Origin of the sequence: Sphingobium boeckii, assembly GCF_014199215.1 — a bacterium.
In the GTDB taxonomy this organism is placed as follows: Bacteria; Pseudomonadota; Alphaproteobacteria; order Sphingomonadales; family Sphingomonadaceae; genus Sphingobium_A; species Sphingobium_A boeckii.
This window is the reverse complement of record NZ_JACIJC010000001.1, coordinates 978,039-989,908: the sequence shown is the minus strand read 5'-3', so window position 1 is coordinate 989,908 and position 11,870 is coordinate 978,039. Positions and strand designations below refer to the sequence as shown.

10 protein-coding genes and 1 pseudogene are annotated in these 11,870 nt (G+C 56.8%); 5 read left to right on the top strand and 6 right to left on the bottom strand.

Annotation, left to right across the window (positions count from 1 at the left end):
• Positions 1-128: 128 nt before the first annotated feature.
• Positions 129-634: pseudogene (locus tag FHS49_RS04735) on the top strand (IS3 family transposase); the annotation flags it as partial.
• Positions 635-946: 312 nt separating this feature from the next.
• Here FHS49_RS04735 and FHS49_RS04730 read toward each other — a convergent pair.
• The 6 genes from FHS49_RS04730 to FHS49_RS04705 form a co-directional block, all read right to left on the bottom strand.
• Positions 947-1,651 carry an RraA family protein gene (locus FHS49_RS04730; protein WP_221240366.1) on the bottom strand — a complete coding sequence of 235 codons (705 nt, stop codon included), beginning with the start codon at positions 1,649-1,651 and terminating at the stop codon, positions 947-949.
• A complete protein-coding gene (locus FHS49_RS04725; RefSeq protein WP_281397031.1) occupies positions 1,651-2,457 on the bottom strand; it encodes a carbon-nitrogen hydrolase family protein in 807 nt (268 codons plus the stop codon). Before FHS49_RS04725 ends, FHS49_RS04730 begins: the two co-directional genes overlap by 1 nt.
• Positions 2,458-2,540: 83 nt before the next feature.
• Positions 2,541-4,733 carry a TonB-dependent receptor gene (locus FHS49_RS04720; RefSeq protein ID WP_246350279.1) on the bottom strand — a complete coding sequence of 731 codons (2,193 nt, stop codon included), beginning with the start codon at positions 4,731-4,733 and terminating at the stop codon, positions 2,541-2,543.
• A gap of 25 nt (positions 4,734-4,758) precedes the next feature.
• Entirely contained in the window at positions 4,759-5,436 is a 678-nt protein-coding gene (locus FHS49_RS04715; protein ID WP_184015708.1) for an RraA family protein, read from the bottom strand.
• A gap of 445 nt (positions 5,437-5,881) precedes the next feature.
• On the bottom strand, positions 5,882-6,772 hold the full coding sequence (locus FHS49_RS04710; protein ID WP_184015706.1) for an AraC family transcriptional regulator: 891 nt from the start codon (positions 6,770-6,772) through the stop codon (positions 5,882-5,884).
• Positions 6,773-6,910: 138 nt separating this feature from the next.
• Positions 6,911-8,143, bottom strand: a complete 1,233-nt coding sequence (locus tag FHS49_RS04705) for an MFS transporter (RefSeq protein ID WP_184015704.1) — start codon at positions 8,141-8,143, stop codon at positions 6,911-6,913.
• Positions 8,144-8,345: 202 nt separating this feature from the next.
• On the opposite strand from FHS49_RS04705, the gene FHS49_RS04700 reads away from it, so the two are divergent.
• The 4 genes from FHS49_RS04700 to FHS49_RS04685 all read left to right on the top strand — a co-directional run bounded on the left by FHS49_RS04700 (position 8,346) and on the right by FHS49_RS04685 (position 11,804).
• Positions 8,346-8,705: a hypothetical protein gene (locus FHS49_RS04700; RefSeq protein WP_184015702.1), complete on the top strand. Its 360-nt coding sequence runs from the start codon at positions 8,346-8,348 to the stop codon at positions 8,703-8,705.
• A 228-nt stretch (positions 8,706-8,933) separates the two neighbouring features.
• Positions 8,934-9,632: an HpcH/HpaI aldolase family protein gene (locus FHS49_RS04695; protein ID WP_184015701.1), complete on the top strand. Its 699-nt coding sequence runs from the start codon at positions 8,934-8,936 to the stop codon at positions 9,630-9,632.
• A 393-nt stretch (positions 9,633-10,025) separates the two neighbouring features.
• Positions 10,026-10,466 (top strand): hypothetical protein, encoded by a 441-nt coding sequence (locus FHS49_RS04690; protein WP_184015699.1) that lies wholly within the window; start codon positions 10,026-10,028, stop codon positions 10,464-10,466.
• Between the two features lie 57 nt (positions 10,467-10,523).
• Positions 10,524-11,804: a TolC family protein gene (locus tag FHS49_RS04685; protein WP_184015697.1), complete on the top strand. Its 1,281-nt coding sequence runs from the start codon at positions 10,524-10,526 to the stop codon at positions 11,802-11,804.
• Positions 11,805-11,870 lie beyond the last annotated feature (66 nt).

The window sequence follows — 11,870 nt, the reverse complement described above, 5'->3', positions numbered from 1 at the left end:
GCGGGTGATAGGGGTCGACAGCTGCCGGAAAAGCGGAATGTCTGCTGCTAGGGATCGGAAATTGGGCGCTGAGCGTCTGGCATGGGTCGAAGTGCGACCGTTACGATGGACAGACATCGCTCATGTTCTGGGTGTCGGACTTCACCCACGTCGCGACCTGGGCGGGGTTCGTTTACGTTGCCTTCGTCATCGATACCGATGCTCGGCGCATCGTCGGCTGGCGGGCCAGCAGGACGGCGCATGCCAGCTTCGTCCTCGATGCCTTGGAACCGGCGCTTCACGATCGCCGGCCGACCCATCGGGCTGGCCTGATCCATCATAGCGATCGTGGCTCGCAATACGTGTCCATCAAGTACATCGAACGCCTCGCCGAGGCCGGGATCGAGCCCTCGGTTGGCAGCGTCGGCGACAGCTACGACAATGCTTTGGCCGAGACTATCAACGGCCTTTATAAAGCAGAGGTGATCCACAGGCGTGGGCCGTGGCGATCCTTCGAAGCGGTGAAATACGCGACCCTCGAATGGGTCGATTGGTTCAACATCGTCGTCTGCTGGAACCCATCGGCAACATCCCGCCTGCCGAAGCCGAATATCAATATTATGCTGCCGCGGACAACATCGATAAAGCAGCGTGACTCACAACCCAATGCCTCCGGTAGACGCGGAGCGGTTCACCCCGACCGAAGCTTGCGATCGCTGTAACTCGCCTTATGCGGCGTGCATGGTCTTGAAGCATCGGCGTAAGATCAGGCCTTAGATCCCCCGCTGTGGCCACAAAATCTTAGACCTTCACAGCCTAAGAATAGGGCCCAGTCGTTTACTGGCCATATTTGGCAAATGGCTCTCTCTTTTCGTTGAATCTTTTTCCGAAGATCGGTTAGCGTATCGGCGCCTGTTCCGCGTCCGTTATGAAAGCTGCTCGCCGGCTTGCCGGTATCGCGGGGGAACTATCGACGTTCTTGCAGTGCTAACGCCTCGGTCAAGACGCTGGTCGCCTTCTTTATCATAGCAGTGGCACCCGAAATATCGCCAAGGCTCTCCCCTTCGTCAAGGCGCGGCAGCATACGGTTTTCCGCCGCTTCCATCTCCGCTGCTCTAAAGACTGCTGCCTCGGCCTCCACGGGCGGTATTGCGACGATACCGCCAACGTCTGCAATGATCAGATCCCCCGGCATAACCACCGCGCCGCCAATGCTGACTGGTAGATTGAACGCCCCGCCCAAGCCTTGCAGTCGCGTTGTTATAGGTGAAGTCCCGCGCGACCAAAGTGGGAGCCCGGCGGCTTGGACCTCGTCCGGATCGGTACATGGGCCATCAACGACCACCCCCTCGACACCCGTCTTCTTAAGCGCAACCGCCACTCCGCCGCCAATGCATGCGTGTCGCTGATCTCCCAGCCGGTCTATAACAAGAATAAAGCCGGGGCCGAGCATTCCGGCGATGTGGTGCAAGAGTGTGGAGTCCATGCCGGGAAGCGCCAAAGTTACGGCAGTCCCGGCAATTCGGTCGTCAGATCCGATCGGCCTGATCCCGCCGTCCGGAAAGCCGAGAAAACGAAAATGGCCGATCGTGGCCGCGCAGACCATCCTGGCCTGGTCCAGCAGTGCCGCAGGCAACATTGCAGGCATTGGCCTTAAGACGAATGCTGGCATCAAACGAGAACCCTGTGCGACCGGACGGGCAAGGCTGCACGAATAGCGTGCAAGTGGGCCAGATCCACATAGGCAGTAATATGAGCTTCGCGATTTGGTGCCTGTGCGATGATTATTCCCCAGGGATCAGCAATCAACGAATGCCCGAAGTTATGCCCAGCGCCGTTGTCGTATGAGCCAATCTGGCCGGCACCAACGACATAGCACTGGGTTTCGATGGCGCGCGCACGGATCAGAATTTCCCAATGGTCGATTCCAGTCTGCTGGGTAAATGCGGCTGGAAGAACGATGACGTCGGCGCCCAATTGTTCAAGCTTTCGGAAAAGCTCGCCGAAGCGCAGATCATAACAAATTGACAGCCCGACCTTCACGCCTTCGATGTTGATTACCACCACATCACATCCCGCCTCGACAAGCGCAGATTCCCGCACCTCCGTCCCGTCTGGCAGCGTTATATCGAAGCGATGGATCTTGCTGTATTGGGCAACAATATTGCCCTCTCTATTAAATATAACCGATGTATTATAAAGTTTGTTGTCGCGTAACTCTACAATGCTACCTAAGTGTATATTTACAGAATGACGCCTTGCAAGATCTGAGATGGCAATAGACGTCGTACCTGTTTCGATCAATTCCGCGTGATTTCTCATCTTTTCAGGGCTGGTCGATATGAACGTACAGAATTCCGGAAAAACAATAAGGTCGGGACGGTCACACGATACGGCAAGTTCCGTCAATGATTTCATGGTATTTAAATTATCGACGTAAGAGTCAGTCGCATTCATCTGTACCGCGGATATGCGCATGAGAACCTCTGCTTAAAATGTGGCACCGAGCCTTACTGGCCCGAATTTCATTGAATAAATTGTCCGGTTGACGGTTCCAGAGATTAGAACTTATACCTTGCGTCAATTCCGTAAGTGCGCGGCTCTCCGTAAACAGTGTTCGATATACCAGCGAAATATCGTGAAAACACGCGATAGTCCTTATTGGTGATATTTTTCACCCAAAGGTAAACACTTATGCCGCCGCTCGCCTCATAGCCGAGGCGCGAATTGAACAGGGTATAGCCCTGTTCAATCAGCCTAGGATCATTGTCGGCCTGCAGGGCCGTGCGGCCGATATAGCTCACTCCGCCCATACCGACGATCTGGCCAGATGTAAGCTCATGCCGATACTCGACCATTCCGTTCGCAGTCCATTCCGGCGTCCGCTCGATGTTGTTGCCGGTATAGTTTAGATAGGCACCGTCAATGAGTGCGGCCCGCGGGAACGAAGTGTACGTGGCATCCAAGTACGAGGCATTGCCGGACAGCGTCAGTCCTTCCACTGGCTTAAGCGTCAGCTCCAACTCGGCACCGCGGACGCGAGCCTGTCCAGCGTTCGTCACCTGTACCGTAGGCACTGGCTGCAACGTGGTCGATACATACTGGGCAACTTGCTTGTTCTTATACTCCAAGTCGAAGAGGGCCGCGCTGAACCGCAATAGGTTGTCGCTCGTCCTTCCCTTCAGTCCCAACTCATACTGCGTGACCTTTTCAGGGCGGAACGTCAGATCATCCTCGATCAATCCGGCGGCACCGATCGAATCCATGTTGAAGCCGCCAGATTTGAATCCGCGCGAAATCGAGAAATAGGTGGTGAGGTTTCGGCTCAATTCATAGCGGACGCTGCCGGTCCATGAGACGTTAGAATTCTTCAAACGGAAGTCCTGCAGATCGTAATTCAAGCTCGGACGGGTCTGGAAAAAATCTCCCGTTTTTCGCTCGCTGGTGTATCTTATGCCAGCGGTGAATGTCAGCGGGGGCGCAATCGTATAGTCGGCGTTAACATAGGCGGCGTAACTCTTCGTTCGCGCATGGGCATCGTTGAACACTTCGAAATGGGCAGGAAGGTTAGCTGAAAGCGTGCGCTCACCGGCCGATTTCTGATCGAAATAGTAGAGGCCGGCGACATATTTCAAGGGACCGGTGGTGGGAGAAACGAAGCGCAACTCCTGCGAGTACATTTCCGAGATATCCGTGAAAGGGCCTGAGTGCACCAAGTCGATAGGGAGTTGATCAGCATCGCTGTAGATTAAAAGTTTAATATCCCGCACGGCACTGATCGAAGACAGAACCGCCCCGCTGTCGAGCGTGTAGTCAACCGTCAGGCTAGTGCCCCACATGTCACGATTGTCTAAGTTTCTTTGATCTGCCGGCACGGTGAAGCGATCGCCGGTGAAATAAGGGGCGGCCGCTCCCTCGGGCGTGCTGATCTGGTTTAGCACGGTCCTTTTGCGATCGCGGGTGAAATCAGCGCTTAGATTGATCTCCAGCGCTTCGCTGGGGAGCCATCTGAGCTGGGCTCGGCCGCCACGACGGTCTTCGTTGTTGAGGTCCTCGTCGCGCAGGGGGTTGTAAATATAGCCATCCCGGTCCCAAGTCGCGACGGTGACCTTGCCGAACAGATTGTTTGCAATTTGGCCAGACAGGCTCGCCTGGGTTCGGAAAGCGTTGTAGTTGCCATAGCTGGCAGAGATAAAGCCTTCCGTCGTTTCGGTCGGCTTTTTGGTGACGATGTTGATAACGCCGCCGATAGTATTCTTACCGAAAAGCGTGCCTTGCGGCCCGCGCAAAACTTCGACCTGCTGCACATCGGAAATGTCAGCATTATAACCCGACGTACGCGCGACATACACACCGTCGATGTACATTCCGACTCCACTTTCGATGCCGATGTTGCGGGAGTCCCCGCCAATGCCTCGAATGGTAATTTCCGTCTGCAGGTTGCCGCGGTCGGAATATTGCAGCCCGGGGATCGACTGGTTTAGATCCTTAAGGGTGGTGACACCTTGCGCCACGAGTTGATCGCCAGTGAAGGCCGAGACGGACAGTGGAACCTGTTGCAGTGATTCATTCCGGCGGCGTGCAGTCACGGTTATCTCGCCGTCGTCTGGCGTAACGATCTCATTGTAAGCAGTCTGGGCTTGGGCCTGCCCCGGTTGAACAATAAACAGTGCCATCGCGACAGCTGAAACACCTTGCAGATAGGCGAGCCTTGTATTTAAGCTTTTTAAACAATAATGAGACCGCATTTCCATGTTATATCCCTTATCATGTGTAGATTTACCGAGCTTCTGAAAGATAATCTTCGACTATTTTCGCGGCCCCGGATAATTCTGGAAGTGACTTATTCGGATTATCCATAAAGAATTTTCGGGAAGACTCTTCGTGTTCGCTGAATTTTTTGGCTTTGATAAGAAGTTCTGCTATTTCATTGCGCGGAATGGCCAGAACACCATTGTCATCGGCAAATATTATGTCCCCGGGTTGAACGGCGATGCCACCGCAACTGACTGGTACGTTGATGGCACCGCCAAGGTTGCGATATTTTGTCGTCAATGGCGTCACGCCCCGGCACCAAATTGGCACGCCTGCGGCATTGGCCTCGGCGATGTCGTTGCCGACGCCGTCCATAATGAGGCCAGCAATACCCGCACGGCGAACACCGAGAATGCTGGATCCACCGAAGCAAGCAGTCCTCTGGTCCTGCCCCCGATCGACGACTAGGACGTCGCCAGGCCGCGCCAGCTTTAAAGCATAATGACCCATGACGGAGTCAGGGACGGTTACCCGAACAGTTATGGCGACACCACAGATCTTTGCACCGGGCATGTAACCACGAATACCTGGATCCATTACGCCAGAATCTATGAAATGGCCAATACTGCCTGTATCCGTTTCCAATAGACCCGATATAATGATCTGGTCCACCGGATCTGGCATTGGATTAACAGTATACATCAACACCTCTTGTCTCTGCCGTTGTATTACTTTTGTCTATTTCTTATAATAATGTTTGCCGGTAATTTTTCACCAATAGAGTTTCTCATATGACGCGTTTATGACAGTTGTCGATCTTTTCTGGCATAAGCCCGCATCGTCATGGCGGATATGTTCAAAAGTCGTCCCGTTTCTTCAAAACGGCCGATTCATGTTTTCAGAAGATGCGCAGCGAATGCGGATGAACAGCGCGTGGGCAAGAGCCTGTCGCGCGAAGCAGTGACGAAGCGTCCTGATCATGTCCTGAGGGCCTGCGCGTAATTCGCATGGTTTTGGGAGGGGTGGGGTCGCACTGAAGACGCGAATGTCGCGTTCATTCAAGGTTAGGCTACCGACCCTCGCCACGACAGGGCGCTATGAAACGAGGCGGGAGACAAAGCGCAGAATCTGCCCAGGCGGAGGACGTTCAACTAGGTTCGGCGTGCGTCGTCAGGAGACGTCTCCACCGATCAGGTGTGATGTTCATGGCCTTCTTCATAGACCGCGTAAAATGACTCTGGTCGGCAAAGCCGCAGGTCTTGGCAATCTCCTCAAGCGAACCCTGCTGACTGACAATAAGCGACTTGGCCCGCTCGACCCTGCGCATCATGACGTAATTGTGAGGAGTTTCCCCGGTCTCTCGCCAAAACACGCGACCGAAATGGCGAGGCGAGATGCCGGCAATGTTGGCTAATGTCACGATTTCTATGGACGAGGTCAGATGGCTTTCGATGTAGGAAAGGACACGTTTGAGCTTGCTGGGATGAAGCGCAATGCTCCTGACGTTCTGGTTGAAAGTACCGGCTCGCTGCAGAAGCCTGGACAGGATTGAAATCACGGCACCATCGATAAACAGCCGGTCCATCACACAATTGCCGCCAAGCCTGTCCCATACCTCGGTGAGCAATATTCTGAGAAGCGGGTCTTCCCATCCAATCGTGGTCAGGGGCGAGAAAGCAACATGGAGGTCCATCGGGCACGCGCTGCCGACAGTTCGGACGACCGTCGCTGGGGGAACGATAAGAAAAAGCTGGCTACGGCGGCCGGTTGCGTTCCACCGACTTACCGTGTGCGGCGGAAGGACCATCAGTTGCTCAAGGCGGAATGGCTCTTCCCGGCTTACGCCCTCCATCTCCCAACGCCAGGCTGCGCCTTCAGATATCCTGAGCGGCACGGACAACAAAAGCTCCGGGAGGTCTGGAACGCAAATATCGACTGCATCCATATCCACCAGCAGCATCTCGAACGGAAACCTCCCTTCAGAACGACGATGTTCCCGCGGCCGGTCGCTAATATGGGAGCCGCGGATATATTCCATGTAGTTCGTTCTGTTCGCGGATGACATCACTGCGTTACCTGCATTCAGTAGGTGCGGTTGTCACTTCTTTTCCTTCCGATCGTCGCTACTTGAAATTGGTACGGTGCCGCATCTGACCCGCAAGAAAGCCCAATCCCGTCAGACGATTGCATCCACGCGGCGGTGTTTCAGTCCCACAATCAGCCAGAAGGTGGCACCTATCACGCTCGCCGCTCCGAGCATCCAAAAGCTGCTGTCCCAGTTGCCAAACCGCTCGATCATGGCCGCCGATCCCAAAGGAACGATCGCGCCCCCGAAATTGCCACCCAATGAAACAAAACCGGTGAAGCGAGCGGTCTTTTCCCCTGCGAGATCTTGGATGGTGCTCCAGGCTGCAACTTGAGCGAACCCGACCCCTGCCACGGCCACACAAGAGATGGCCAAACCCACGGCGGCCGACCCGACCAAAGGTATGGAAAATGTTGCCACACCAGCGATTGCCAAAGCGCAAACCGCCGTTGCAATGCGGAGAGCGATCCCATCCTCGACGAACTTCGACAGCGCAAGCAATACGCGCCCGGCAACGAGAGCTGACACACAAAGCGCTCCAGCGTTAATCCCGAGGTAAATGCCCATCGTGTCGATATCCAGTCCCCGCACCTTCATCAGGTAAGTCGGGAACCAGGCCATATAGAAGCCGAGTACGGATCCCATGCAAGCATATGCGGGGACGATCAGCCAATAGTACCCGCTGAACCCTGCCTTGCTGGTGGCCAATAGCGTCGCGCGTGAAGTCGATGGCGAAGGTGTGGACGCATCTCTATAGAATAGCCACCAGAGGAGTGCGAAGGCAAAACCCAGAACACCAAATAGAACGAATACGCCCTCAAGGCTAATCGACTTGAGCAGAAGGCCCGCCAGCGGAGCACCAATGACCGGTCCGCCATAAAGGGCGCAGAGCAGCACCGAGTTTGCGACCGGGCGGTCCTTGGCATCGAACAGCCGGCGCGATGCCACGACCGATGCGGGCCAATCCGGCGCTTGGCCCAGTCCAAGGATGGCGCGCACGACCAGCAGGACGATAAAGCTCCCAGCGAACGGCGTGACTAAGGTGCTTGCCGACCAGACAATGATCGCGACAAAAAGCGACAAACGTGGACCGAAGCGGTCCACGATCATTCCGGCGGGCACCTGCATCGCCGCATAAGCCAAGTAGAACACCGAAAAGGTCATGCCCAACTGAGAAAGGCTGAGATCGAATTTGGCCTGCAGCAAAGGCGCGGAAACCGTCACCAGCGCGCGATCCACTGCCAACAGAAAATTGGCCGGCGCGAGCAGGGCGAGCAACATTATCCAGCGCACACGCGGAGCCAAGAATTCGTCTTTCTGCATAGAGCCTCCTTACAGCCTGAATCAAGCGCGGGCCCGAGTGCCTCGTTCGACGCGGTTCGGATCAATCAATCTCGTTGACCGGAACACGTAACAGGATAGTATCCGCTCGGATAGCAATTTATCTAATTGGATAACTAGCTCATGCGCGAATTTAGTGGAGTTCCTATCAACCTCATAGCGCTTGGACATAAGGAGAAAATCGATGAATGCGATGAGCGTCAAAGACATTGGCGATGGGCTTTTGCGGATGTACCGGCAAAAAAGCGCCAAATTCCTTATAGATGTGGCGACCGATGACTGCGTCTTTTGGGACAATGTCGACGCAATCGATAAATCCATTGAGCAAATCAGGGCGGAGTTCGATCTGCATGTAGGCCAGTTCAAACATGCTGATGCGAGATCGGTTCGTTTAGAAGAATTGAGTGATGGCTTCCTTCAACAATATGTGGTCGAAGCCAAATTAAATTGCGGGTCGAAAGCGAAGGACCAGCACGTTTGCCTAATCGTTAAGTTGCGAGATGCCCGAATCGCGCGTATCGAGGAGTATTGCACCGCAGGTTGAATAGGTGGATTATGTTTGTCGGACGGTGGGATAGCCCTTATCTCATCGGGCGTTTTGCGCGGTCTTTGAGAAATCGAATCGGACCACGGTTTCCGATATATTTCGTCCTGCCGAGGGTAGAGACGGAGAATTTCCAATAGGACAATATTGCTATTCCGAAAAACAATGTTACGTCCCGGCTGCCGCGGCAGCCGGGATACCCTCTGCAACTCGATATTGGATTGTACGATGCCAAACCCTCAGCTAGACCTTACCAGCCTGATCAAGCTGGCGTGGTTCACCCTTGGGAGTCCGGGCGTTGTCGAGGTGGCAATGCGCGGGACCGCCGACGCCGCGGTGCTGGACCTTCAGCATGGACTGTGGGATCGAATGTCTGCCTATACCGCCGTAAAGGCTGCTGCTCCGCGCCCCGTTCTGCTTCGGGTAGCCGATAATAGCGCGATCGAGATTTCCCGAGGGCTCGACACAGGAGGAGCCGGAGTGATCGTGCCCATGGTGGAAACGCCGGACGAAGCCGTACAGGCGGTCGCCCATGCCAACTTCCCACCGATCGGTCATCGCTCCGCTGGCGGCGTCCGCCTGCAGGCGAGAGGCTTTCAGTACGCGGCGAGCGGAGCTACAACGCTCCTCGGGGTAATGATCGAGACCGCCGCTGGTGTCCACAATGCCCGTGGCATCGCTGCCGTGGCCGGGGTGGATTTCATCTTCATCGGTCCGGGCGATCTCGGTCTTTCGTTGGGTAAAAATGGCGACCTCGAAGGGAGTCTGGCTGGCATTCTTGCGGCCTGCCGCGAGGCGGGCAAGCCGTGCGGCATCTATACCCCAACGCGGGCCGCAAGCGAGACGCGGAGCCGACAGGGCTTCTCGATCACCGCTGTGGCTGACGACGTCAGCGCCATTATGTCTGCCTTCGCAGTACCTGGGTGAGGCCTTGGGCAATAGCCGTTACCAATGGCATGCCCACATAAATCCTAAGAAGTATCTCTGCGCGCCCGGGTTCAGCCATCACCCTGTTATGGAAAGTTCAAGATTGCGGCAGACGCTAACCTAAAATTGGTGATCACCCGTTGCCACCTAGTCCGTGGAAACATCGACGGCATGAATGAACGTCCGCTTCCCGAACACTAGATTTGCCTATCAATGTCTACAATTGATCGGGAGCCGCCGCAATACCGGACCGTCCGCTCCCAGGGTTTGAAAGTCGGCGGCTGAATGTCTTGGAAGGGTCGAGGCTGTCGTCTAATAGCGGACCTAGGTGCGACCTGCGCCAAACTCAGGCAATTCCTTGCCATGGCGTAAAGTCAGAGATAGGCATGCGCGATGCAGCTTTTGAGATTAATTCCGGTGAATAAGGTGTGCGCTATGCTCTGCATCGCGTTGACACTGGCATTTGCCGGCACGTCCTTCTCAAGCACGATGGACCGCATCCAGCATGCGCCCGGCGCTTCGCCCGTTCATGAGCATCTGATCTTCAGCGATATTTCGCTCGCTGACGCCCATGATGTGGAGCGCGAGGAGGATCACCATTCGCCGGACGCCGGACATGAAGATCAAAATGAACCCGAATCATCCGACCGTCTCGCTGGCGGCCATCATCACCATGGCGATACCGGTTCGGGCCTGATCGTCCTCGCATCCGCCGACATGGCGGCGATTAGCTTATTGGGCGACGCGCCGTCGCTGTCGCCCGATCGGCCTCCGCCCAGCTTTCGAATATCGGGTCACGACCGGCCGCCAAAGCATCTGACGATCAGCGCCTGACCCGCGCCCGTGACGGGCGTGGGACTTTTCCACGCCTGCTCGCGAGACCCAAAATTCATGCCTTACCATGACCATGCGCGTGTTCGCCCGCGCCTATTTTCCGCGTTAGCTGTCGGCTGCGCGTCTGCTCTCCTGTTCGTTACGCATCCAGCCGCCGCGCAGGATCTGACCTTGACCGATGCGTTGTCGCGCGTTGCCAGCGTTGACCCGTCCATCGCGGTACGGGCAGCGCAACAGCAGGCAGCGGAAGCCTCCATCCGGCAAGCCGATGTCCGCCCCCGCGACTTGATCGGCGTTGATGCCGAGGATTTCGCAGGCACCGGTCCATACTCGCCAGTCGATCGATCCCAGACCACCGCATGGTATGAACGAACCTGGGAACGTGGCGGCAAGCGCGAAGCACGCATCGGCGCCGCGCGCTCGGAGCTTGAGGTGGCCCAGCAGCGCGGTCGGCTTCGCATGCTCGATCTGCTGGCGCAGGTTCAGTCCGCCTGGGTCGATATGCTCTCCGCTGAAGCGGCGGTTCCAGTCGCAAAGGAGCGCCTTGCCGTCGCCGAGCGCCTTGAGCGCGAGGTGACCCGCCGTGTCGGGCGCGCGCTTGACCCGCTATTTGCTGGCGAACGCGCGCGCACATCGGTGGCGCAGTCGCGTATCGCGCTGGATCAGGCGATTGAGACGGCGCGGATCGCACGGGCGAGCCTGGCGGCATTTTGGGGCGGCGGACCCGATTTCCGGGTGAACGGGAGCGCGTTTCTGGCCGTGTCCGCAGAATCGACCGGCGACGCCAGCATTGTCGATCTGGCGCTGATCGAGGCGGAACGCGAAGCGGCCGATGCACGTATCCGCCTGGTCGAGGCCAATAGCGTCGCCGATCCCACTGTGCGCGCGGGAGTCCGGCATTTCGGGCAGGGTAATGAAGTGGCGCTGGTGGTCGGCGGCTCGATCCCGCTCGGCGGTCGTCAGGCCAATCGTGGCAACGTCGAGCGCGCCCAGGCAGAGCGGCTGGCGGCGGAAGCCGAACTCGCTGTGATGCGGGTCGAGCGCAAGCGCGAAATCGACCGCCTGGTGGCGCAGCGGGCCGCGATCGCCAGCGAGATCGGCAGGATCGACCGCGAGCTGTTGCCCAGCGCCGAGCGCGCGGTCGTGTTGGTGCGCGACGGGTTCAACCGGGGCGGCACCGCCTTCACTTTCCTGGAAGTGGCTCAGGCCCAGCAAGCCGTGATCGACGCCCGCACGCGGCGCGTCGAACTCTTTCGCCGTTACCATCTCGACGGCGTGCGCCTTGACCGGCTGACCGGTCGCCACGCTTCCCTCATCGCCAGTGCGGAGAACCGCTGATGCCCCCTCTCTATCGTTTCGCGGGCATTATGCTCGCTTGCACCTTGCTTGCCGCGTGCGGTGGAG

Excerpts from the sequence above, each read along its gene's own strand:
- FHS49_RS04730 (WP_221240366.1), bottom strand. The coding sequence starts at position 1,651 with ATGCCAGCATTCGTCTTAAGGCCAATGCCTGCAATGTTGCCTGCGGCA.
- FHS49_RS04725 (WP_281397031.1), bottom strand. The coding sequence starts at position 2,457 with ATGCGCATATCCGCGGTACAGATGAATGCGACTGACTCTTACGTCGAT.
- FHS49_RS04720 (WP_246350279.1), bottom strand. The coding sequence starts at position 4,733 with ATGGAAATGCGGTCTCATTATTGTTTAAAAAGCTTAAATACAAGGCTC.
- FHS49_RS04715 (WP_184015708.1), bottom strand. The coding sequence starts at position 5,436 with ATGTATACTGTTAATCCAATGCCAGATCCGGTGGACCAGATCATTATA.
- FHS49_RS04710 (WP_184015706.1), bottom strand. The coding sequence starts at position 6,772 with ATGGAATATATCCGCGGCTCCCATATTAGCGACCGGCCGCGGGAACAT.
- FHS49_RS04705 (WP_184015704.1), bottom strand. The coding sequence starts at position 8,143 with ATGCAGAAAGACGAATTCTTGGCTCCGCGTGTGCGCTGGATAATGTTG.
- FHS49_RS04700 (WP_184015702.1), top strand. The coding sequence starts at position 8,346 with ATGAATGCGATGAGCGTCAAAGACATTGGCGATGGGCTTTTGCGGATG.
- FHS49_RS04695 (WP_184015701.1), top strand. The coding sequence starts at position 8,934 with ATGCCAAACCCTCAGCTAGACCTTACCAGCCTGATCAAGCTGGCGTGG.
- FHS49_RS04690 (WP_184015699.1), top strand. The coding sequence starts at position 10,026 with ATGCAGCTTTTGAGATTAATTCCGGTGAATAAGGTGTGCGCTATGCTC.
- FHS49_RS04685 (WP_184015697.1), top strand. The coding sequence starts at position 10,524 with ATGCCTTACCATGACCATGCGCGTGTTCGCCCGCGCCTATTTTCCGCG.